Here is a 22,325-nt window from a genome sequence, read left to right on the forward strand (position 1 = left end):
AAACCCGGCGAAGAAGCACTCAAAATCATCCTCGAAACCGCTCTATGACTTCACCAACAATCGCTTACCCAACAGCGTTCCGGTGGACACCCACGTCCACCGGATCGCGCGCCGGATGGGGCTCGCGCCCGCGGACGCCGACCACGAGACCGTCCGCGAGCACCTCGAAGCCGACGTCCCCGGCGAGAAATGCGGATTCGGCCACACCGCGATGATCCAGTTCGGCCGCGAGTACTGCTCGGCCCGCAAGCCCGCGTGTCTCGACGGCCCCGAGGCGTGCCCGCTCTACGACCTGTGCGACCGCGTCGGCGTCGACGAGATGGCGGAGTCGGTCGTCGATCCCGCCGAGGTCGCCGGCGACTGACCCCCGCGTCCGGCTGATTCTAACAGCCCCGCGTCTCGACGCCCGAGACCGGCCCCTCGGAGGGCTCGTACGTCGAGTCGTCGAACGCGTCGGAGAACATCGGCAGCGAGAGCCGGTAGTCGAAGACGACGACGAACGAGTCCCAGATCTGGCCGACGGAGACGTTCTCCTGGTTCGCCTCGAACAGCACGCCGGTCCGGAGCCGCACGATGTCGGCGTCGAGCGCGACGCCGCGGGCCGACAGGCCGAGCGCGCTCGGCGGCGCCGACGTGAAGAGCGAGGTGTGGACGGTGACGTTGATGTGCGGGTCGCCGGAGCCGACCGAGAGGTCGTGCCCGCCCGGCGGGAAGCAGCGGTCGGAATCGCCCGCCCCGGCACCGCCGTCGCCGCCGGACTGTGCGGCGACCGCGGGGAGGCCGGCGAGCGCGAGCGAGGCACACACCGCCAGAGCCGCGAAGACGGCGACGGCGCGGCGGAGCGTATCAGGGGTCCGAGGAGTGCGCATACGGGGCCTTGCGCGCTTCCCGGATTAAGTCTCACTGCGCGATTCTCACGCGTGAGATTAGGGGTCAGTCCATCGTGCGGACGAGCTCGTCGAGGACGGCGCCGGCGCTCGCGAGGTTCGTCGCCAGCGGCACGTCGTGGACGTCGCAGATCCGCAGGAGCGCGGTGATGCCGGGCTCGTGGGGCTGTGCTGTCAGCGGATCCCGCAGGAAGATCACGCCGTCGCAGTTCCCGTCGGCGATCTCGGCGCCGATCTGCATATCGCCGCCGATCGGGCCGGACTGCTTTCGCTCGACGTCGAGTCCCGTCGCCTCCCGGATTCGCTTGCCGGTCGTTCCAGTCGCCATCAGGTCCATCCGTTGGAGGTCCTCGATGCGGTTCTGCACGAACTCGACGATCTCGGGCTTCTTCTCGTCGTGGGCGATGAGCGCGATTCGCATATGCACTGGTAGACCGACACCGACAAGAGTGTTCGCCGTGTGAGGGGCGATCTGACGCGAGCCGTCGCAGTCCGGTCCCAGTGTCGCCCGCGGGCGCGATCCGGGAGCGGCCAGGGGACGGACCCGTCACCGGCGCATCGAACGCAACGCCGACACCACCGTCGGCGAGGACTCCTCGAACCGTCGGAGCTGGGCCGCCTCGGTGAACGCGTATCGGCCCACGAGCAGGCTCGCTGTCATACTCGTCAGCCCGCCCGCCGCGAAGATCATCGCCATAATGACGAACTGGTACTCCGCCGCGTAGATCGGGTTCGCCCCGCCGAGGATCATCCCGGCCATCATCCCGGGGATGTACACCAGACCGAGCGTCCGCATCGCGTCGACCACCGGGATCAGCGACGCGCGAACGGACTCGGTCACGTGCTCGGACGCGGCGGCCCGCGGGGGAACGCCGATCGCCAGCAGCGCCTCGATCTCGGCCCGGTTGGACTCGATCTCGCTCTTGAACCGATCCAGCGCGAGCGAGTTCGTCTTCATCGCGTTCGCGATGATCATCCCGCCCACGGGGACGAGGTTCCGGACGGTCGACTCGATCGCTCCCGCGGCGACCATCGTCACGATCACCACCGAGGCCCCGAGCGCGATCGCCGTCAGCGACACCCGGAACGCCCGCGGGACGCCGTCGCCGCGCTTGCGCGACTCCCACGCGGCGTAGGCGATCATCCCGGCCAGAACCACGGCCGAGAACGACAGCGGGATCGAAAACAGGACGCCGATCAGGGCGCCCATCGCCAGCACCTGCACGAAGCCGCGGACGAACGCCCCGCCGAGTTCCCGCTCCAGGTCGAGGTTCCTGACGTACGAGAGCCCCAGCACCACCGCCGCCAGCGACGAGGCGGCCGCGACCTGCAGGAGCCCCCGCACCACCGTCGGGTCCGCGAGTTGCGCTGGGAGCATCAGAGCGACACCTCCTCGGGCCGCCCGGTGGCCGCGATCCGCCCGTCGACGAACCGCACGACGCGGTCGGCGATCCGCTCCACCTGGGCCTCGTCGTGGGTCACGAAGACGACCGTCCGTTCGGCGTCGGCCAACAGATCTGCCAGCAACGCCTCGATCTGCGCTTTCGCCTCTGGATCGAGACTGGCCGTCGGCTCGTCGAGCAACAGCACCTCGGGATCGACGATCAGCGTGCGGGCGATGGCGACGCGCTGGCGCTCGCCCCCGGAGAGATCCGCGACGTCGCGGTCGCCGTAGCCGCCCAGATCCACGTTTTCGAGCAGGGCCTCCGGGCGGCCGGGCTCGATCGCCTCGCCCCGGAGCCGCGGCCCGACGGTGACGTTCTCGCGGACCGTCCCGTCGCGGAGCGCCGGATCCTGCGGGACCATCCCGACCCGCGACCGGAGGTCTGTCGGCGGGATCGTTCGATAGTCGGTGCCGTCGAGGTACACCGTCCCCCCGGTCGGTTCGTCGAGGCGGTCGAGCAGGCGGAGCAGCGTCGACTTCCCGGCGCCCGAGGGACCGACGATGGTGAGGGTCTCACCGGCGGCGATCGCGAGGTCCACGTCGCGGACGATGGGATCGCCGTCGACGGCAAACGAGAGCGACTCGGTCTCCAGTTTCGGTGTGGCGGCTGACACGGTACGTTCCCGGGTGGCGATACCGACCCCGAGCCCTTACGCCTGTCCCAAAACCGCTCTATAGGAGTATATAGGAGGCCGGACCCGGCCGAGGATACGGTAGTCGGTCTGATGACGCTCGCCGGGAACGGGATCGGCGGTCCCGGGGCTCGGCGAGTTCGGCATTCCGAAATCTGCTACCGGAACCGGAACGTCTCGAGGTTCTTCGGGGCGAACGTCCGCAGGTGGTGGTCGTGGTACAGCCCCGACGAGAGGTCCTGGACCGAGCGCTCGTCGCCGTGGACACAGAGGACCTTCTCGGGACGGGGGTTCATCGTCTTCACGAAGTTCTCCAGGCCCTGGCGGTCGGCGTGGCCGGAGAAGCCGTCGACGGTCTCGACGTCCATCTCTAAGGTCATCGTCTCCGAGCGGCCGACCCGGTCGCCGTCGATCGGGACCTCCCGGCGGCCGTTCTGGATCCGGTGGCCGAGGGTGCCCTGGGCCTGGTAGCCGACGAAGACGAGCGTGGAGTCCGGATCCGAGCCGAGCTGTTCGAGCCAGGACATAATCGGCCCGCCGGTGACCATCCCCGACGTCGAGAGGACGATCGCGGGGTCGCCGTCGGCGACGTCCCGTCGCTCGTCGTCGCCGCCGTCGATGTGGTTGAACTCGTCGGCCAGGAAGGGGTTCTCGTCCTCGTGGAGGATCCGATCGCTGAGGTCGTCGCGGAGGTACTCGGGGTACGTCGTGTGGATCGCCGTGGCCTCCCAGATCATCCCGTCGAGGTGGACGGGCATACTCGGGATCTTCCCCTCGCGCATCGCCTCTTCGAGGACGAGCATCAGCTCCTGGGAGCGCCCGACCGCGAACGCCGGGATCACGACCGTCCCGCCGCGGTCGTGGGTCTCGTTGATCGCCTCGATCAGTTTCCGCTCGGCGTCCTCCTGGTCGGTCTGGTAGTCGTTGCGGCCGCCGTAGGTGGATTCGAGGACCAGCGTCTCCACGCGCGGGAAGTCGTTGACGGCGCCGTCGAACAGGCGGGTGTCCTCGTAGTGGATGTCGCCCGAGAAGGCGACGTTGTAGAGGCCGTCGCCGATGTGGAAGTGCGTGACCGCGGATCCGAGGATGTGGCCCGCGTTGTGGAACGTGAGCTTGACGTCCGGCGCGATGTCGGTCACGTCGCCGTAGTCGAGGGGGATGGTATGTTTGATCGCCTCCCGGACCATCTCGGAGTCGTAGGGCGGCGTCCGGCCCTCCTTGGCCGCGACGTCGAGGTAATCGAGCGTGAGGAGCCCCATCAGGTCGCGGGTCGGCTCGGTCGTGTAGATCGGCCCGTCGTACCCGTACTTGAACAGGAGGGGAATCAGCGCCGAGTGATCGAGGTGGGCGTGGGTGAGCACCACCGCGTCGATGGAGTTCGCGCCCGCCCCGAGCGCCTCGGGCACCTGGAGGTAGGGGTAGTCGTCGGAGCCGGGCTTGTCGCCGCAGTCGACGAGGATCCGCGTGTCGGCCGTCGAGAGGATGAACGAGGCGCGGCCGACCTCCCGGCAGCAGCCCAGCGAGGTGATCCGGACCCACTCCTCGTCGGCGAGGGTCTCGCGGTGGATCTGCCGGCCCACCCGTTCGAGGATGTCCCGGCGGTCCTCGCGCTCCTGTTTCAGGAAGCTCCGGACGTTCGAGACGGTCGAGGACTCGATCGGCGGCGTGCGGACGACCTCGGGCGTCCAGCCGACCTCCTGGGTGATCCGCCGGAGCGTCTCGCCGTGGTTCCCGATGACGACCCCGGGCTTTTCGGCCTCGATGACGACCTCGCCGGTGTCCTCGTGGAAGTCGAGGTCCGTCACGCCGGCCTCCTCGGGGATGACGTCGAGAATCCGGTCGCGGGCGCGGTCGGGCGTCGACAGCGCCGTCGGGTCCGGACGGACGGTGATTCGCTTCCGGAGCGTGCCGGCGAGGTCGCGGACGAGGTCGCCGTTCCGGGCGAAGCGCTTGGGGTCCCGGGTGTAGATCACCAGTTCGGGACCCTCGTAGGTGACGTCCGTGATCGAGACGTCGGCCGGCAGTTCCGATTTGATCTCTGCTTTCAACTCCTCGAGTTGCGTGTCTACTGAACTCATACCTGAGAGCGTGTCGTCGGGGCCGCGGCGCCGTCGATTCGGACCGGCCGACCCGGGGCGGCGCGTGGCCGCACCGAGCGCGATCGGTCCCATCCGACCGACGGCGCGGGCCGTCGGCGTTCGGTCGGGGCGCCCCCGCCTCCTCGACGGACCGAGCGGGCGTGCAGGTCGTGAATCCGAGACGACGAAGTCCTACGAGAGAGCATAAGACGACTTGTGACCGGCAGTCTCTGCGGTTCGTTCGAGGAGGCAGGGAGAACCCGCTTGGTAGTATCTTCCTCCGCGGTCGTATAAAAGCCTTCGCAAAGCCGATATCCCGCGGTCGCCTCTGTGGCCGTATGAGGCTCACCGCAGACCGGGTCGCCGCGGAGGCCGCGTGGGTGCGCGACCGGAGCGACGTCGTCGTCCCCCTGCTCAACGAGACGCGGCGGCGACTCGGCGAGGAGTTCGAGACGGAGGTCGGGACCGTCTCGTCCGACCAGTACCGCGACGAGGTCCGGGCGGTCTTCGCCGACGGCGACGTCGCGGTCAACGTCGCCGGCTACGTCGCCATTCTACGGGAGCTGGACGTCGAAGGCGACTACCCGGGGTTCGTCGTCGACGAGGTGCTCGGCCGGGAGCTGGCGGCGACGATCGCGGGCGGGAGCCCGCTGTCGCTGCTCGCGCAGGCGACGTTCCACTACGCCGACGTAGCGACGCACACCGACGGCGGGGCGGGCGCCGACGACCTCGACGCCGCGCTCGCCGCGGGCTTCCAGACGCGGCTGCCGGGGTGGGACTGGCAGGCCGGCGAGAGTCCGTTTGCGGTCGATTCGTCGCGACCGGAGTGAGTCGCCTCCGTAGCGGCCACGCGGGGGCCGCTTCAGGAGATTTAAGACCGACCTGGGGCTCGAAATACATAATGAGCGACGAGCAGGAACTCGGCATCACCGAGTCGAAGGAGTACAACACGGGCGAGTGGTACGCCGAGGTCGTCCAGAAGGCCGACCTGGCGAACTACGCGCCCGAGGGGATGAGCGGCTTCATCGTCACGCGGCCCCGCGCCTACGAACTCTGGGAGCGCCTCCAGGGCCACTTGGACTCCCTGTTCAAGGACACGGGCGTCCAGAACGCCTACTTCCCGATGTTCATCCCCGAGAGCTACCTCGAACAGGAAAAGGACATCGTCGAGGGCTTCGATCCCGAGGTCGCGTGGGTCGACCGCGCCGGCAAAGAGGAGTTAGAGGAGCCGCTTGCGGTCCGGCCGACCTCCGAGTCGATCATCACGCCGTACATCTCCCAGTGGGTCCGCAGCCACCGCGACCTCCCGCTCCGCGTGAATCAGTGGGTCTCGGTCGTGCGCTGGGAGGCCACCGAGACGAAGCCGTTCTTCCGGACGAAGGAGTTCCTCTGGCAGGAGGGCCACACCGCCCACGCCACCCGCGAGGACGCGTGGGAGGAGACCACCCGCCGGCTCGACCAGTACGAGGAGACCTACGAGGACCTGCTCGCGATGCCCGTCCTCCGCGGCGCGAAGCCCGAACACGACAAATTCCCCGGCGCCGACACGACCACGACGGTCGAGGCGCTGATGCCCGACGGCAAGTCGGTCCAGGGCGCGACCTCCCACTACCTCGGCACCTCCTTCGCGGAGGCGTTCGACATCACCTACACCGACGAGGACGAGGACGAGCAGATCGCCCACACGACCTCGTGGGGGCTCTCCTGGCGGGCGCTCGGCGCGCTGATTATGACTCACTCCGACGATCAGGGGCTCGTCCTGCCGCCCGCGATCGCGCCCGAGCAGATCGTGATCGTCCCGATCTGGCAGGCCGACACCAAAGACGACGTCCTGGAGTACGCCGAGGACATCGCCGCGGACCTCGAAGACGCCGGCATCCGCGTCGAACTCGACGACCGCGACGAGCGGAATCCGGGCTTCAAGTTCAACGAGTGGGAGCTGAAGGGCGTCCCCGTTCGGATGGAGATCGGCCCCAACGAGGCCGACGACGGAACCGTCACGCTCGTCCACCGGCCCGACGGGGAGTCCGAAGAAGAGAGCCGCGAGGACATCGTCGAGACCGTCGAGGAGCACTTCGACGAGGTCTACGCGAAGCTCTATGCGGCGGCCGAGGAGAACCTCGAGTCGAACGTCCGAGAAGCCGACGACAGGGCGGAGATCCTCGGGACGATCGGCCAGCACGGCGGCTACGTCAAGGCGCCGTGGTGCGGCGACGAGGCCTGCGAGGGCGAGATCAAAGACCAGATCGCCGCCGAGATCGTGATGGTCCCGCTGAACGACGAGGACGCGGAGATCCACGGCGGCGAGTCGTGTGCGATCTGCGACGACGACGCCGAGGAGACGGCGTACTTCGCGAAGTCGTACTGACTCGCCCCGTCCTGTCAGACGTCCGTCAGACTGATATCACCCGCGAAAACGTCCCACAACGCTTTATAAGCGCTCGACGACTACCATAACCAATGACGGCGTTATCGGACCTCCTGGGGGATGTCGTGTCGGGCGTCGAGGGCGCGTTCCTGTTCTCGCCGAGCAGTTCCCACTACGAACGGTTCGTCGACGCCGACCTCGACGTGGACCTGGTGGTCGTCGCCCCGGAGAACGCCGTCGGGGCCGAGACGTTCGTCGAACTGCCGCTGGAGTTCGACAACGTCCGCGACCGGATCCGGTTCGGCATCGAGGGCGCGCTCGAACAGGACCTCGTCGAGGAGGGCGACAACGTCGCCTGCAGCGTGCGCGTCTTCGACGGCGACCCCGACGGCGTGGTCCGCGTCCGCATCGACGAGTCGATGCGCTCGGGGATCTACGACCTCTTCGCGAACTCCCGGGCCGATCCGGGCGTCATCCGCGACGTCTTCGAGGTGGCGATCGAACTGGGCAAGAAGGGCCAGAAGGGCAAGCCCGTCGGCGCCCTGTTCGTCGTCGGCGACGCGGGCAAAGTGATGAACAAGTCCCGCCCGCTCAGCTACAACCCCTTCGAGAAGTCCCACGTCCACGTCGGCGACCCGATCGTGAACGTGATGCTCAAGGAGTTTTCCAGGCTGGACGGCGCCTTCGTCATCTCCGACTCCGGAAAGATCGTCAGCGCCTACCGCTACCTCGAACCGGCGGCCGAGGGCGTCGACATCCCGAAGGGCCTCGGCGCGCGGCATATGGCCGCCGCGGCGATCACCCGCGACACCAACGCCACGGCGATCGTCCTTTCCGAATCGGACGGCCTGGTCCGCGCGTTCAAGAGCGGGCAGATAATCCTGGAGATCGACCCGGAGGAGTACTGATGACCGGGGTCGAGGCGCCCGCGGCCGCGAGCGGAGCGGTTCCGACCGTGCTCCAGTTCGACACGCGGCTCTTCGATCGGGTGATCCGGACCGTGCCCCGCGAGATCTGGGCGGCGCTCGTCGTGATCGTCGTCGGGCTGACGGTCGCGTTCGTCCTCGGGGCGCTGACGACCCGGATCCTCGTCCGCCTGGGCGTCCCGGAGGCGATCGAGGGGACCGCCTTCGAGCGGACCGCGCGGAACTTCGACACCTCCACAGTGGAGGTCCTGGGCTCGCTCGTTCGGTACTTCGTCATCGGGATCGCGGCCCTCCTGTCGCTGTCGCTCGCGAACATCTCGATCGCGGCGACCTTCTGGAGCCGGACCGTCCAGTTCCTCCCGCAGCTGTTCATCGCGGTCGTGATCCTCATCGTCGGCGTCGTCGTCGGCGACAAGGCCCACCTCGTCGTCAGCGAGCGCCTGACGGGGATCAAGCTCCCGCAGATCGGGGTGTTCCCGCAGATCGCAAAGGTGACCGTCTTCTACATCGCGGTGCTCGTCGCGCTCTCCCAGCTCGGCGTCGCGACGCTCGCGCTCGTCGTCCTGCTGGCGGCGTATCTCTTCGCCGTCGTGCTCCTGGCCGGCATCGCGCTCTCGGACCTGCTTAAGTCCGGCGCGGCCGGCTCGTACCTCCTGTTGAATCAGCCCTACGCGATCGGCGACGAGGTCGAGATCGGCGGCAACCGCGGGATCGTCCAGGAGGTGAACCTCTTCGTGACCCACATCGAAAACGACGGCGAGGAGTTCGTCGTCCCCAACAGCGCCGTCTTCGAGGATGGCGTGGTCCGCATTCGGGACTGATGGCGGTGCGACTGCTGGCGGTTCTCGCCGCCGCGTTCTACGTCGCGACCAGCGCGCTGATCGTCTATCTCGTCTACCGCGACGCGGCGGCGCGAGGTGCGGGCTCGCCGAGAGGCCTGGCGTTTCTGGTCGCACTCCTGCTGCCGCTGTCGCTCGTCTATGTGGCGTTCCGACGGCGTCTCGGGACGCGCGCTCTGCCGGCGGACCGCGAGCGGGCGCTCCGCGCAGTCTTGCTCGCTCACCTGATCGCGATCTTCGGGGTGACGTTCGCACCGCCGGATCCGATGACCCAACTGCGGTACCTCGGGGTCGGGCTCGCCGCGGCGTATCCGTTGGCCTACGCGGTCGTCTACCGGAACGGGATCGACGCGATCAGGACGCGAGTGCAGTGAGATCGACGGCGGCCGGTCACCGACCGCTCCCGTCCTCGCTCTCGCCGTCGTCACCGTCCCCGTCGCGTTCGACCGGCCGCGCGGGCACGCCCACGACGGTCGCCCCCGGCGGGACGTCTTCGGTCACGAGGGAGTTCGCGCCCACCTGTGCGCCCTCGCCGATCCGGACCCCGGGGAGGACCACCGCCTTCGCGCCGATCATCGCGCGGTCGCCGACGACGACCTCCCCGGTCCGGTACTCGTCCTGGAGGAATTCGTGACAGAGGAGCACCGAGTCGTAGCCGACGACTGCGTGGTCACCGAGAGTGATGCGCTCGGGCCAGAAGACGTCCGGCGTCGCCTCCAGCCCCCAGGAGACGCCCTCGCCGACGGTCACGCCGAGGCGCCGGAGCGCCCAGTTGCGGAGGCGGAGCGACGGGACGACGCGGGCGATCCACACCAGAACGTAGTTGAGCGCGACCCGCCAGACCGGCTTCGCGTCCGTCCAGTACCGGAGGGAGTTGCCGACGCCGGGGGTCGGGTGGCGCCGCAGTCGATCGTGTCTGCGGTCCGCTCCGCGGTCGTCTCCCGCTCTCGACCCGTCCGTCCCGTCGGCGTCGTCGCTCACGATTGCCGGTAGGCGGGCGACGAACAAAAGGTTCGCTCGTCGGAGGCGGCGAGGACCGTATGAAACCGCTACTCGCCGCGGAGGTCGTTCATATGGTCGATGCGGCGCTGGACGAGGTCGGCCTTGCCGACGTCGTGGCGGATGCGGAGGCCGTCGCCGGCGGCCGCGAGGCCGTCTTCGGCCTGTCTCTCGGCTTCCTCGATGGTGTCTGCGACGCCGACGACCGCGAACGAGCGGGAGGTCGTCGTGTAGAGGCCGTCCTCGCGGGCGTCGACGCTGGCATAGAAGAGGAGCGCGTCGCCGACGGTCTCCTCGTCGACCGCGATCTTCGCGCCGCTGTCGGGGTCGGTGGGGTAGCCGTCGGGGACGGCGTACTTGCAGACGGTCGCCCGCTCGGCGAATTCGAGGTCCGGGAGGGGGTCGTCGTCGCGGGCGGCGACCAGCACGTCGAGGAACGACGTCTCCAGGACCGGCAGCGTGTTCATCGCCTCGGGGTCGCCGAAGCGGGCGTTGAACTCGACGACGCGGGGGCCCTCGGCGCCGAGCATGAACTGCCCGTAGAGGACGCCCTTGTAGTCGGGCAGGGCCTCGACCGTGGCGTCGAGGATGTCGACGGCGGCCTCGTAGTCCTCCGGGTCCATAAACGGCAGTTCGGGCGTCGCGTCGCTGTAACTGCCCATCCCGCCGGTGTTCGGGCCCTCGTCGCCCTCGTAGGCGCGCTTGTGGTCCTGGACGGCCGGCGTGGTCCGGAGTTCGCCGTTGGCGACGAACGCCTGGACGGTGAACTCCTCGCCGACGAGGCGCTCTTCGAGGACGACTCTGTCGTACTGGTTCTCCCGGAGGTACGTCTTGGCTCCCTCCTCGTCGACCTGATCGCCGATGACCTTCACGCCCTTGCCGCCGGTGAGGCCCGCGGGCTTGACCGCGAGGTCGCCGTCGTACTCGTCGATGTAGTCGCAGGCGGCCTCCATCTCGTCGAAGACGGCGAAGTCCGGACAGCCTGGGATGTCCTCGGACTGCATAAACTCCCGCTGGAAGGCCTTGTCCGTCTCGATGCGGGCGGCCTCCGCGCCCGGCCCGAAGGTGTAGACGCCCGCGGCGTCGAGCGCGTCGGCGATGCCCGCCTCCAGGGCCGACTCGGGTCCGATGATCGCCAGGTCGGCGCCGACGTCCTCGGCGTAGGCGACGATCTCGTCTGCGGCCCGCTCGTCGGCCGTCTCGAACCCTGCCGCGAGTCCGACGATGCCGGGGTTTCGGTTGCCCGCGACCGCGTACAGTTCGCACGCCGGGTCGTCCGTCAGGGCGCGGGCGATCGCGTGCTCGCGTCCGCCGCCCCCGACGAGGAGGACCGTCTCGGAGTCTGTCATACCCGGAGGGGGTACGCATAGGAGTGTAAAGGTTGCTCTTTTTCGATCGCTCGGTATGCACGTTCGTGGTTGTCGACGTGGGACGAGCGAGCATAAGAGGCGGACCGGTTCCGACGTCACACCGCTTTTCCCTGCCAGTCGCCTACCGCGGGTATGGACGATCCGGTGGCTCGGAACCGGCTCGACGAGGAGGAGAGCCCGTACCTCCGGCAACACGCAGACAACCCGGTCCACTGGCAGCCGTGGGACGAGGCGGCGCTCGCGGCCGCGAGGGAGCGGGACCGCCCGATCTTCCTCTCGGTCGGCTACTCGGCCTGCCACTGGTGTCACGTGATGGCCGAAGAGAGCTTCGAGGACGAGGCGGTCGCGGCCGTGCTCAACGACTACTTCGTGCCAATCAAGGTCGACCGCGAGGAGCGCCCGGACCTCGATAGGGTCTACCAGACGATCTGTCAGCGGGTCACCGGCGGGGGCGGCTGGCCGCTGTCGGTCTGGCTCACCCCCGAGGGCGAGCCGTTCTACGTCGGGACGTACTTCCCGAAGCGGGAGGGGGACCGTCGCGGCAACGCCCCGGGCTTTCTGGACGTCTGCGAGTCGTTCGCGCAGGCCTGGGAGCGGGACCGAGATGAGATCGAAAACCGCGCGTCGCAGTGGACCGACGCGCTCCGCGATCAGTTGGAGACGACGGGCAAATCGACGTCGGGGGGCGCTCCCGACGCCGGAATGGGAGGCGTCGGCGGAGAGTCGGCCGACAGCGACGCCGACGCGGCGCCGTTCGGCGCGGAGGTCCTCGGGAGCGTCGCGAAGTCGGCGCTCCGGGCGACAGACCGCGAGCACGGCGGCTTCGGCTCCGGCGGCCCGAAGTTCCCCCAGCCGTGGCGGATCGACGCCCTCCTGCGGGCCTACGCGCGCTCGGGGACCGAGGAGGCGCGCTCGGCCGCGACCGAGACGCTCGACGCGATGGCAGCGGGCGGGGTCTACGACCACGTCGGCGGCGGCTTCCACCGCTACGCGACGGACCGCGAGTGGACGGTGCCGCACTTCGAGAAGATGCTCTACGACAACGCCGAGATCCCCCGCGTCTACCTCTCGGCCTACCAACTCACGGGCAAAGACGCGTACGCGACGATCGCCCGCGAGACCTTCGACTTCCTCGAACGGGAGTTCCGCCAGGCCGAGGGCGGCTTCTTCAGCACGCTCGACGCCCGGAGCGAGGGCGAGGAGGGCAAATTCTACGTCTGGACGCCAGCGAAGGTCGAAGCCGCGGTCGACGACGAACTGACCGCCGAGATCGCGATGGAGCGCTTCGGCGTGACCGAGGGCGGCAACTTCGAGGGGTCCACCGTCCTCGCGGTCCAGCGCTCGATCCCCGACCTCGCGGCGGAGTACGACCGCCCGGAGTCCGAGATCATCGCGCATCTCGACGACGCCCGCGCGGCGCTGTTCGAGGCCCGCTCGGAGCGCGTCCGCCCGGCGCGCGACGAGAAGATCCTGGCGGCGTGGAACGGCCTCGCGATCGGCAGCCTCGCGCGCGGCGGGCTCGTCCTCGGCGACGACCACTACGCGGACCTCGCCGCAGACGCGCTCGACTTCGTGCGCGAGCACCTCTGGGACCGGGGAGAAGAGCGGCTCGCCCGGCGCTACAAGGACGGCGACGTGAAGGGTCAGGGCTACCTCGACGACTACGCGTTCCTCGCGCGCGGGGCGTTCGACCTGTATCAGGCGACCGGCGACGTCGCCCATCTGGCGTTCGCCGTCGACCTCGCGCGGGCGATCGTCGAGGCGTTCTACGACGCCGACAGCGGGACGTTCTATCTCACCCCCGCCGACGGGGAGTCGCTCATCACGCGCCCGCAGGACCTCCGCGACCAGTCCACCCCCGCCAGCGCGGGCGTCGCGGCGTCGCTCCTCTTCGATCTGGACGCGTTCGCGCCCGAGGCGGGCTTTGCGACCGCCGCGAGCGACGTCGTCGACACGCACCGGGACACGATCCGCGGGCGCCCGCTGGAACACGTCTCCCTCGCGCTGGCGGCGGACAGGCGCGCCCGCGGCGGCACGGAGGTCGTGATCGCGGCCTCGGGAGTCGGCGAGGCCTCCGCCGGGCTCCCGGAAGCGTTCCGGTCGTCGCTCGCGTCCACGTACCTCCCGGACGGGATCGTGGCGCCGCGGCCCGCGACCGACGACGGACTCGCCGAGTGGCTGGACCTCCTCGGCCCCGACGCCGCGCCGCCGATCTGGAAGGGTCGGACCGAGCGCGACGGCGAGCCGACCGTCTACGTCTGCGAGGACCGAGTCTGCTCGCCGCCCGCGCACGACCTCGCGGAGGCGTTCGGGTGGTTCGATGACGCGGGACAGGCTTCGGACGTCGACGCCAACACTGACTCCGACGGGTCGTAGCCGGCGGATCCGACGCGGCGCCCCGACGTTCCGCCGCTCACGCGCCGACTACCCCTCGTCCAGCGGGAGCCTGACCGTGATGGTGTTGCCGCTCTCGGGGTCGGACTCGACGCTCACGGACCCGCCGGAGAGCTCGACGCACCAGTAGAGGAGCCAGAAGCCGAGCCCGCTGCTGTGGTAGACGTCGTTCATCTCGTGGTTCCCTTCGAGGACGTCGGCCTCGATCGACGGGATCGGCGCGCTGTCGTCTTCGACGGTGAGTACGGCCTCGTCTCCGTCGTCCGCACAGCGGACGGAGACGCGGACAAACGGGGTCTCGCTGTCGCTGTGGCGGATCGCGTTCTCCAGGAGTTCGACGACACAGAGGCGGAGTTCGGCGCGGGCTCGGACGGTGCAGGGCTCGATCGAGCCGGTCTCGACGATCGGCCGGTCGAACCGCTCGTGGACGGTGTCGCGCGCGTCCGCGACGACGTTCCCGAGGTCCAGGCGCTCCCGCTGCCCCCGCTTCGTGAGGAGGTCGATGATCTCGCGGCCCTTCTCGGCACTTTCGAGCAGGGCCTCGCCGGTCCGCCGGATCACCGCCGTCCGCGCTTCGGCCTCCGGGACGTCGTCTTCGATGAGCTCTGCCATCCCGAGGATGAGATTGAGGTCGTTGCGGAGGTTGTGCCTGAGCAGATTGTCCATCACGTAGAGCTGTCGCTCGCGGCGGCGCCGGTCGGTGATGTCGCGCGTGAAGCCCGTGATCCGGACGACCTCGCCGTCCTCGATTATCGGCTCGGCCTGGATCCACACCCAGCGGTCCTGGCCCTCCTCGGCGTCGACGCGGTACTCCATATCGACCGACATCCCCGCGTTGAGACGCTCCATCGCGTCTCGCACCTGCGACACGTCGTCGGGATGGACCGTCTCCAAGAACGACTCGGGGTCCGACTCCAGTTCCTCGACCGGCCGGCCGTAGATCTCCTCGTAGGCGGGGTTGACAAAGAGCACCTCCGACCAGTCGGCGTCGAACATCCACAGCACGTCGCCGGAGGCGGCGGCGATCTCTTCGAGCCGCTCTGCGGTCCGCTGGCGCTCCTCTTCGGCCCGCACGCGGTCCGTGACGTCGCGGGAGCTCACGACGTAGCCGTCGAGCACCGAGTCGGTGAGGTTCGACATCCGGCTTTCGAGCCAGACCCACGAGCCGTCCTTCGTCCGGTGGCGGTACTCGACGCTCGCCTCGGTGAACGCGTCGCTCTCGATCGTCCGCTCGAACGCCGTCCGGACCGCCTCGCGGTCCTCGGGGTGGATGTACTCGAAAGCGTTCTCGCCCACGAGTTCCTCGGGCGCGAATCCGAGGATGGGCTCGACGGCGTCGTTGGCGTACGTGAACGTCCCCGACTCGTCCAAGAGCACGACCTTGTCCTGCGAGTAATCGAGCAGGATGCCGTCCGGGTCCGATGGGACCATTCGTGTCGACTACGGAACGGAACGCACAAAAAAGCACGAGTCGACGGGCGATCGAACGGCCGAGCGGCGGGGTTACAGCCGCGCCGCGAGATAGGCCGCGATGGGCTGGTCTTCGTCCTCGACGTAGCGGGCGACCTCCTCGCCGTCGCGTTCGACGACGACCGTGGGGATCAGTTCGATCCCGTACTCCTCGACGAGCGGCCCGGTCTTGCTCCCGTCGTCTTCCTTCTCGACGGGGTAGTGGTGGACGCGCTCGTCGGGGACGCCCGCCGCGTCGAGCGCGGCCCCGAAGTCGGGGAGCTGGCCGCGGCAGTCGCCGCACCAGTCGCCGCCCCAGACGCGGAACACGAGCCCCTCCTCGGAGAGCGCCTCGACGGCGTCCTCGTGGGCGTCGGCGCTCCAGGCGGGGTTCGGTCGCATCGTCTCCAGCGTGCCGGCCTCGGTCTCGGATTCGGACATACGCGTCCGTACGCGGGCCGGCGGCGTAAACCTCGCGGTCGGGTCCGCGTCGCTCCGTCTCGCCGCCGCTCGCGCGTCCCTGGCGCGCGTCGTCGGTACCGGCACGCCGCGTCCGGCGTCGTCATCGTCTTGTGCCCCACCGCCGAACGGTGGGACATGAAGGACAACGTGCTGGAGACGATCGGGTCGCCGCTCGTCCGCGTCGACTCCCCGCCGGGCGCGACGGTCGCCGCGAAGATCGAATCGAAGAACCCCGGGGGATCGGCGAAGGACCGCCCGGCGCTCGCGATGATCGAGCGCGCCGAGCGCGAGGGCGAGATATCCCCCGGCAACGCGCTCGTCGAGCCCACGAGCGGCAACACCGGGATCGGCCTCGCGGTCGTCGCCGCCGTGAAGGGCTACGACCTCACGGTCGTGATGCCGTCCTCGAAGTCGCCGGAGCGCCGGGGGATCATGAAGGCCTACGGCGCCGACATCGAACTCGTCGAGGGCGACATCTCCGATGCGAAAGACCGCGCCGACGAACTGGAGGCCGAGGGGATGTTCCAGCTCCGGCAGTTCGAAAACGACGCGAACCCGCGCGCACACTACCTCACGACCGCCGAGGAGATCCTCGACCAGATCGGCGGCCGCACCGTCGACGCGCTCGTCGCGGGCGTCGGCACCGGCGGGACGATCACCGGCATCGGCCGTCGCCTCCGCGAGGCGTTCCCCGCGATGGAGATCGTCGCGGTCGAGCCCGCCGACAACGCCGTCCTCTCGGGCGGCGAGCCCGGCATCGACGACTTCCAGGGAATGGGCCCGGGCTTCGTCAGCCCGAACCTCGACACGGACCTGCTCGACGGCGTCGAGACGGTCACCATCGACGAGGCCGAGGCCGAGTGTCGCCGCCTCGCCCGCGAGGAGGGGATCTTCGTCGGCCAGTCCTCGGGGGCCTCGAACCTCGCCGCCGAGCGCGTCGCCGAGCGGCTCGCCGACCCCGACGCGACGGCGCGGGACGCAGAGCCGGGGTACATCATCGAGCCCGAGGCGGACGACGAAGCAGACGACGCCGCGCCCGACGACGGACCGCTCGTGATCACGGTCTTCTGGGACAGCGGCGAGCGGTACATGTCGACCGGGATGTTCGAGTAGCGGGCGCTGGACGGCGAGCGTGACCAGCCCCGGCGCGGACGGTTTTTCGACGCTCGTCCGATTCTGTCGAACGAGTGGGTGAGTATAAGTAGTCGGACGGCGAATGTGTCTTCTGCCGGGGTGCCTCTGACAACCGGCATATCGTGGCCTCGCAGTACGACACACGCCGTGCGTGCGGCTCCGGTGAGTACGCCGCGAGCCACCCGCGAACCCGCACCGGCCTTGCCCGGACCGGTGCGGCGTTCGTCTGATTACTCCGAGACGGCCTCGAACGCCGACCGCACCGCCGAGCGGAGCCCGTCTCCGTCCGCTCCCGCGACCAGGTGGGCCGGACAGTCACAGTCCGACGCGCCGAAGCCGGCCAGCGGCGGCGCTCGCGCCGAGTCGGTCCCCAGCAGTTCGGACGCGAGCGCGCACTCCACGTCGGCGTCGGGGGCGGCCAGCACCGACGTCAGCGACGTCTCCGGGTGGGCGCCGAGGTAGTCGACGTGCCAGTGGGTGACGTCGTGGTCGCCGGCGGCGACGCGTCGGTGGCGGTCGATCCGGCCCAGCCCGTTCGAGCCGAAGGCGCTCCCGACGTACGCGTAGGCGCCGGCCGGGAACGCGGCCCGGCCGAGCGCGCCGACGGGGAGCGTCGCCGCCTTCCGGAGCGAGTACACGAGCGCGTACGTCCCCGGCGGCGCGTCGCCGGCGCCGACTCCGAGGGGGTCGCGGTCGGCCTCGATGGCGGCCGGATCGAGGACGTGGATCTCCGAGTCGCTCATCTACGCGAGGGCTTCGGGCCGTTCGGCGGCCGCGTCGACGAGGCGGTCGAACAGCTCTTCGGCCTCGGCGTCGAGTCGGTAGATCTCGTGGTAGTCGTCGGGGTCGCGGCCGCGTCCGCTGGCGAGCCCGACGGCCTTCGCGATCCGGTCGTAGTTCTCCCGGACGAGCGAGCCCACGATGCCGGGCGTGCCGGCGCGGTCGGCCAGCTTCTCGGCCGCCGAACGGCCGGCGTAGACCCGCCCGCGGCGCCGGTCGACGAGGAACATCGCGAACGGCGTCTCGCCGAACTGGGTCTCCAGAAACGACTGAGCGGCCTCGTCGTACCACGAGATCGCGCCGACGCCGTCGAGTCGGCGGAGCGCCCGCGCCGCGATCGAGCAGTACGGGCACTCCCCGTCGTAGATCAGCACCGCGTCGTAGTCGGCCATATCCGACTTTGGGGCCGCGCGGCCTAAACCGTGCTGGCGGGACGGTGTCGGCGGGTCCGCGGTTCCGGAGGCGATCGCTCGGACCGTAACGATCAGGTCGCCGTCGCCCCGACAATGGGACGGGACTCAACCGTGGACGACCGCCCGACCGTCGCCGACCTCGTCGAGGACCTCCGCGAGCGACCGCACTACATAGATCAGATCCGCGATCACCGCCGGATCGAGGGCCGGGACCCGACGTACGCCGACGTCGACCTCGAACCCCGGCTGGCAGGTGCGCTCTCGGAGGCCGGCATCGACCGCCTCTACGCCCACCAGGCGGCCGCGATCGAGGCCGTCCGCGACGGCGACGACGTCGTCCTCGCGACGCCCACCGCGAGCGGGAAGAGCCTCGCCTACACCGTGCCGGCGTTCGAGCGCGCGATGGACCACGGCGGCCGGACGCTCTACCTCGGCCCGCAGAACGCCCTCGTCGCCGACCAGGAGGCGACGCTCTCGGAGTTGGCCCACGGCCTCGGGTTCGGCAGTCGCGTCTCGGTCGCGCAGTACACCGGCCGGCAGTCGAAGTCCGAAAAGCGGGAGATCCGAGACCGCGGGCCCACGGTGCTCCTCTCGAACCCGGATATGCTCCACTACGGCCTGCTCCCGCACGCCCACCGGCTCTGGGAGTGGTTCTTCGAGTCGCTGGAGACGGTCGTGATCGACGAGGTCCACGGCTACCGCGGCGTCTTCGGGAGCCACGTCGCCCTGGTGCTCCGGCGGCTCAATCGGATCTGCGAGCGCTTCGGCAGCGACCCCCAGTACGTCTGCTGTTCGGCGACGATCGGCAATCCGATCGAGCACGCCGCGCGGGTGACGGGGCGCGAGGCGGACGCCTTCCGCCTCGTCGACGAGGACACGAGCGCGACGGGACCGAAGCACTGGCTGCTGTGGAATCCGCCGGAGTACGGGGCCGACGACGGCGACGAGGGCGGCGCGGCAGCGGACACCGGCGGCAGCGGCCGCCGCCGGTCGAGCCACGTCGAGACGAAGCACCTCTTCGTCGACCTCGTCGCCGAGGGCTTCCAGACGCTCGCGTTCACCCGGGCGCGGCAGGCCGCCGAGCGGTACGCCAAAGAGAGCGCGTCGGACCTCCGCGAGCGCGGCCACCACGACGCGGCGACGTCGGTGACGGCCTACCAGTCGACGCTGCGGAACGAGCGGCGGCGGGAGATCGAGTCGGGCCTCCACGACGGCTCCGTTCGGGGCGTCTGGTCGACCAATGCCTTGGAGCTCGGCGTCGACGTCGGCGAACTCGACGCGGTCCTCATCGACGGCTACCCCGGCACCCGCATGTCCGCGTTCCAGCAGGCCGGCCGCGCGGGGCGCGGCGACGACGACGCGCTCGTGATCCTGGTCGGCGGCGAGGACCAACTGGACCAGTATCTCCTCTCGCACCCCGAGGAGTTCTGGGACGGCGAACCGGAGCGCGCGGTCTGTGACCCCGGAAACGAGGAACTGCTCCCCGACCACGTCGCCTGCGCGGCCGCCGAGAACTGGCTCCGGGTCGACGACGACGCGCACTTCGGCGAGGGGTTCTCCGAGGTCGTCGCCGACCTCACCGAGTCGGGCCGGCTCGATCGGCGGGAGACCGATCGGGGGATCCGCTGGCTCCACGACGGCGACGGGAGCCCCCAACACGAGATGAGTCTGCGGACGATCGAGCGCCGGGAGATCGACCTCGTAGATTCGCGCTCGGGTGAGGTGATCGCGTCGCTGTCGTTCTCGGACGCCCTGCGCGACGCCCACGAGGGCGCGATCTACCACCACCAGGGGACCACCTACGAGGTCGCCGAACTGGACCTCGACCGCGACGTCGCCACGCTCCAGCGCACCTGGGCCGACTACTACACCCGCGTCCTCCACGACAAGACGATCACGGTCGAGGAAGATCTGCGGGAGAAGTCGCTTTCGGCCCGGCCGGACACCGAGGTCCGCTTCGCCGAGGTGACGATGCGCAAGCGGATCACCGGCTTCGAGCGCCGGGACCCGCGCCGCGGCGAGGCGATCGGCACGCAGGCGCTGGACCTCCCGGAGACCACCCTGCGGACGAAGGCGCTGTACGTCACGGTGCCGCGGGACGTCGAGGTCGAGATGCGCGAGATGGGCGGCGAGTACGGCTTCAACGGCGGCATCCACGCCGCCGAACACGGGATGATCTCGCTGTTTCCCCTCTCGTTTCTCTGTGACCGCGGCGACATCGGCGGCCTGTCGACGCCGCACCACCCGCACACGGGCCAGTCGACCATCTTCGTCTACGACGGCTACCCGGGCGGCGTCGGCCTGACAGAGAGCGGCTACGACGAGATCGAGGGGCTGCTCGCCCGCACCGGCGAGATGATCGCCGACTGCGACTGCGCGGACGGCTGTCCCGCCTGCGTGCAGTCGCCGCACTGCGGCAACGCCAACGACCCGCTCGCGAAGGACGAGGCGGTCCACCTGCTGGACGCGCTCTCGGAGTCCTAGTCGGGGCGGAACGCGGAGTCGCCGAACGCGTCCAGGCTGGCCTGCGTTCCCTCATCGACGTCTTCCCCACCCGCGTCGGTGCCGTGGTTGCGGGCGATCGCTTCCGCCGCCGAGCGGCCGCCGGAGAGCGACGCGCGGTCCGCCACGTCCGGCCGAGCGAGCGCGTCGGCCGCCTCCGCGCGGACGGCGCTCAGGCGATCGCGGAACCGCTCGCGGGCGCGCTCGAACTCGACGACGGGGCGAGGGTAGTCCTCGCCGATCCGGACGCCGCACTCGGCCTGGACGGCGAGCGGGGTCCGCTCGGGTCTGTCGAGGTGCTGGTTCGGGAGGTCCGTCAGTTCGGGCACCCACTCGCGGACGAACTCCCCCTCGGGGTCCTGATCGCGGACCTGCTTCCGGGGGTTGTACAGCCGCAGCGTCGGCCGGCCGACGAGCCCGCACTGGCACTGCCACTGCGTGTAGTTGATCGAGGCCGCGGCGTCGATCAGGTGGTGGTAGTACCAGTCCGCGCCGACCCGCCAGGGCTGCTGGAGGATATGGAAGTAGAACGACGCGCAGAGCGCCCGCATCCGGAAGTTGAGCCAGCCGGTCTCCCGCAGGCACCGCATCGAGGCGTCGACCATCGGGTAGCCGGTGCGGCCGCGCTTCCAGGCGTCGATCAGGTCGGAGTCTCGCTCGTCGGCGTTAAAGCCGCGGAGCACGGGATTGACCGCGCGGTCGGTCCAGCCGGGCCAGTCCTCGAGTTTCTGCTCGTAGTGCTTGTTCCAGTAGAGCCGCGAGACGAACAGCTCCTTCCCGCGCCCGTCCGGGGCGTTCGCGTCGACGTGCTGGTACACCTGCCGGACCGACAGGCAGCCGAAGGCGAGGTACGGCGACAGGCCGCTGGTGCCGTCGCGGGCGTCGACCGGCGAGGAGATGTTACCCGGGTAGTCGCCGATCCGGTCGACGAACGACCGCAGCAGCTCGCGGGCCCGCTCGGTCCCGCCGCGCGGCACCCGCGATTTCCCGGGTCGGACGTCGTAGGCACGTTCGATAGATTCGGGGTCGATCCCCGTCTCGAAGCGCCGGACGGTCACCGACGACGGCTCCCACTCGTGGCGGTCGGCCCCGAACCACGCCGACGCCCGGTCCTGCCACTCCGCACGCGGCAGCTCGGCGTCGCGGACGAGGCCGTCGCCGTCGACGAATCGCACGCCGAGTTCCTGGCGGGCGCGGGCATCGCGCTCCGCGCCGTACCGACCCGACGGTGCCGCCGCGGCGACGACGTCCCAGCCGGCCTCTCGGAATCCCTCGAGGACCGAGAGCGGGTCGCCGACGGCGTAGGACAGGCGACCGTCCGTCAGGTCGCGGTACTGGCGGTCCAGGTCGTTCAGCGAGTCGTGGAGGAACCGGAGCCGCGCGTCGCAGGCGAGCCCGTCACTCCCGTAGAACGCCGGGTCGAACACGAACAGCGGCAGCAGGTGGTCGGCGTCGGCCGCGGCCGCGACCGCCGGCTGGTCGCCGACGCGGAGGTGCTCGCGGTGCCAGACGACGGTGCCCGTCTCGCCCGATGGGAGGGTCGGAACCGACGTCTCCCGGGAGCGCGAGCGGAGCGTCTGGGGGTCGGGCGCGGACATCGTCGCTCGGCGGAGAGAGGGATTCGAGCACCCACTGTCTTTCGGCCGTC

21 protein-coding genes are annotated in these 22,325 nt (G+C 69.9%); 9 read left to right on the forward strand and 12 right to left on the reverse strand.

Annotated elements, in window-relative coordinates:
* Nucleotides 1-364 (forward strand): endonuclease III domain-containing protein (locus ACQUQ0_RS15230; protein WP_435186341.1); only part of this gene is annotated, 364 nt, incomplete at its 5' end.
* Between the two features lie 19 nt (nt 365-383).
* Here ACQUQ0_RS15230 and ACQUQ0_RS15235 read toward each other — a convergent pair.
* From ACQUQ0_RS15235 to ACQUQ0_RS15255, 5 genes are all read right to left on the reverse strand, one after another.
* Nucleotides 384-869, reverse strand: coding sequence for a DUF7332 family protein (locus tag ACQUQ0_RS15235; RefSeq protein ID WP_435186343.1), 486 nt, complete (start codon nt 867-869; stop codon nt 384-386).
* 64 nt (nt 870-933) lie between these two features.
* Complete coding sequence (locus tag ACQUQ0_RS15240) at nt 934-1,308, reverse strand: methylglyoxal synthase (RefSeq protein ID WP_435186345.1); 375 nt, start codon at nt 1,306-1,308, stop codon at nt 934-936.
* Nucleotides 1,309-1,434: 126 nt separating this feature from the next.
* Nucleotides 1,435-2,265: an ABC transporter permease gene (locus tag ACQUQ0_RS15245; RefSeq protein ID WP_435186347.1), complete on the reverse strand. Its 831-nt coding sequence runs from the start codon at nt 2,263-2,265 to the stop codon at nt 1,435-1,437.
* The gene (locus ACQUQ0_RS15250; RefSeq protein WP_435186349.1) at nt 2,265-2,945 is read right to left on the reverse strand and encodes an ABC transporter ATP-binding protein; all 681 of its coding nucleotides are present in this window, start codon (nt 2,943-2,945) and stop codon (nt 2,265-2,267) included. Before ACQUQ0_RS15250 ends, ACQUQ0_RS15245 begins: the two co-directional genes overlap by 1 nt.
* Before the next feature lie 176 nt (nt 2,946-3,121).
* Nucleotides 3,122-5,041 (reverse strand): beta-CASP ribonuclease aCPSF1, encoded by a 1,920-nt coding sequence (locus tag ACQUQ0_RS15255; RefSeq protein WP_435186352.1) that lies wholly within the window; start codon nt 5,039-5,041, stop codon nt 3,122-3,124.
* A 338-nt stretch (nt 5,042-5,379) separates the two neighbouring features.
* Between ACQUQ0_RS15255 and ACQUQ0_RS15260 the strand changes: the two genes are divergently transcribed.
* The 5 genes from ACQUQ0_RS15260 to ACQUQ0_RS15280 all read left to right on the forward strand — a co-directional run bounded on the left by ACQUQ0_RS15260 (nt 5,380) and on the right by ACQUQ0_RS15280 (nt 9,548).
* The gene (locus ACQUQ0_RS15260) at nt 5,380-5,871 is read left to right on the forward strand and encodes a hypothetical protein (RefSeq protein WP_435186354.1); all 492 of its coding nucleotides are present in this window, start codon (nt 5,380-5,382) and stop codon (nt 5,869-5,871) included.
* Nucleotides 5,872-5,942: 71 nt separating this feature from the next.
* Nucleotides 5,943-7,409: a proline--tRNA ligase gene (gene proS / locus ACQUQ0_RS15265; RefSeq protein WP_435186356.1), complete on the forward strand. Its 1,467-nt coding sequence runs from the start codon at nt 5,943-5,945 to the stop codon at nt 7,407-7,409.
* A gap of 92 nt (nt 7,410-7,501) precedes the next feature.
* Nucleotides 7,502-8,317 carry a diadenylate cyclase gene (gene dacZ, locus ACQUQ0_RS15270; protein WP_372389479.1) on the forward strand — a complete coding sequence of 272 codons (816 nt, stop codon included), beginning with the start codon at nt 7,502-7,504 and terminating at the stop codon, nt 8,315-8,317.
* On the forward strand, nt 8,317-9,156 hold the full coding sequence (locus ACQUQ0_RS15275; RefSeq protein WP_435186358.1) for a mechanosensitive ion channel domain-containing protein: 840 nt from the start codon (nt 8,317-8,319) through the stop codon (nt 9,154-9,156). The genes dacZ and ACQUQ0_RS15275 overlap by 1 nt, the downstream gene beginning before the upstream one ends.
* Complete coding sequence (locus ACQUQ0_RS15280) at nt 9,156-9,548, forward strand: hypothetical protein (RefSeq protein ID WP_435186360.1); 393 nt, start codon at nt 9,156-9,158, stop codon at nt 9,546-9,548. The genes ACQUQ0_RS15275 and ACQUQ0_RS15280 overlap by 1 nt, the downstream gene beginning before the upstream one ends.
* A gap of 16 nt (nt 9,549-9,564) precedes the next feature.
* On the opposite strand, the gene ACQUQ0_RS15285 is transcribed toward ACQUQ0_RS15280, so the two are convergent.
* Complete coding sequence (locus tag ACQUQ0_RS15285) at nt 9,565-10,155, reverse strand: acyltransferase (protein WP_435186362.1); 591 nt, start codon at nt 10,153-10,155, stop codon at nt 9,565-9,567.
* A 68-nt stretch (nt 10,156-10,223) separates the two neighbouring features.
* Nucleotides 10,224-11,522 (reverse strand): phosphoribosylamine--glycine ligase, encoded by a 1,299-nt coding sequence (purD, locus tag ACQUQ0_RS15290; RefSeq protein ID WP_435186364.1) that lies wholly within the window; start codon nt 11,520-11,522, stop codon nt 10,224-10,226.
* A gap of 153 nt (nt 11,523-11,675) precedes the next feature.
* On the opposite strand from purD, the gene ACQUQ0_RS15295 reads away from it, so the two are divergent.
* Nucleotides 11,676-13,919: a thioredoxin domain-containing protein gene (locus ACQUQ0_RS15295; protein WP_435186365.1), complete on the forward strand. Its 2,244-nt coding sequence runs from the start codon at nt 11,676-11,678 to the stop codon at nt 13,917-13,919.
* Between the two features lie 48 nt (nt 13,920-13,967).
* On the opposite strand, the gene ACQUQ0_RS15300 is transcribed toward ACQUQ0_RS15295, so the two are convergent.
* Together ACQUQ0_RS15300 and ACQUQ0_RS15305 are read right to left on the reverse strand one after the other, a co-directional pair.
* Nucleotides 13,968-15,368: a PAS domain-containing sensor histidine kinase gene (locus ACQUQ0_RS15300; protein ID WP_435186367.1), complete on the reverse strand. Its 1,401-nt coding sequence runs from the start codon at nt 15,366-15,368 to the stop codon at nt 13,968-13,970.
* 72 nt (nt 15,369-15,440) lie between these two features.
* Entirely contained in the window at nt 15,441-15,827 is a 387-nt protein-coding gene (locus ACQUQ0_RS15305; protein ID WP_435186369.1) for a thioredoxin family protein, read from the reverse strand.
* Nucleotides 15,828-15,983: 156 nt separating this feature from the next.
* Between ACQUQ0_RS15305 and ACQUQ0_RS15310 the strand changes: the two genes are divergently transcribed.
* Nucleotides 15,984-16,961 carry a PLP-dependent cysteine synthase family protein gene (locus tag ACQUQ0_RS15310; protein ID WP_435186371.1) on the forward strand — a complete coding sequence of 326 codons (978 nt, stop codon included), beginning with the start codon at nt 15,984-15,986 and terminating at the stop codon, nt 16,959-16,961.
* 251 nt (nt 16,962-17,212) lie between these two features.
* Here ACQUQ0_RS15310 and ACQUQ0_RS15315 read toward each other — a convergent pair whose 3' ends face one another.
* Both ACQUQ0_RS15315 and ACQUQ0_RS15320 read right to left on the reverse strand, forming a co-directional pair.
* Nucleotides 17,213-17,725: a GIY-YIG nuclease family protein gene (locus tag ACQUQ0_RS15315; RefSeq protein ID WP_435186373.1), complete on the reverse strand. Its 513-nt coding sequence runs from the start codon at nt 17,723-17,725 to the stop codon at nt 17,213-17,215.
* Nucleotides 17,726-18,154: a DCC1-like thiol-disulfide oxidoreductase family protein gene (locus tag ACQUQ0_RS15320; RefSeq protein WP_435186375.1), complete on the reverse strand. Its 429-nt coding sequence runs from the start codon at nt 18,152-18,154 to the stop codon at nt 17,726-17,728. It abuts the gene before it with no gap.
* 114 nt (nt 18,155-18,268) lie between these two features.
* Here ACQUQ0_RS15320 and ACQUQ0_RS15325 point away from each other — a divergent pair, with 114 nt between their 5' ends.
* A complete protein-coding gene (locus ACQUQ0_RS15325; protein ID WP_435186376.1) occupies nt 18,269-20,659 on the forward strand; it encodes a DEAD/DEAH box helicase in 2,391 nt (796 codons plus the stop codon).
* Here the strand turns inward: ACQUQ0_RS15325 and ACQUQ0_RS15330 are convergent.
* Nucleotides 20,656-22,275 (reverse strand): FAD-binding domain-containing protein, encoded by a 1,620-nt coding sequence (locus tag ACQUQ0_RS15330; protein WP_435186378.1) that lies wholly within the window; start codon nt 22,273-22,275, stop codon nt 20,656-20,658. The genes ACQUQ0_RS15325 and ACQUQ0_RS15330 overlap by 4 nt on opposite strands.
* Nucleotides 22,276-22,325 lie beyond the last annotated feature (50 nt).

It is taken from the genome of Halobellus sp. EA9, from assembly GCF_051195055.1.
Lineage (GTDB): Archaea > Halobacteriota > Halobacteria > Halobacteriales > Haloferacaceae > Haloquadratum > Haloquadratum rubicundus.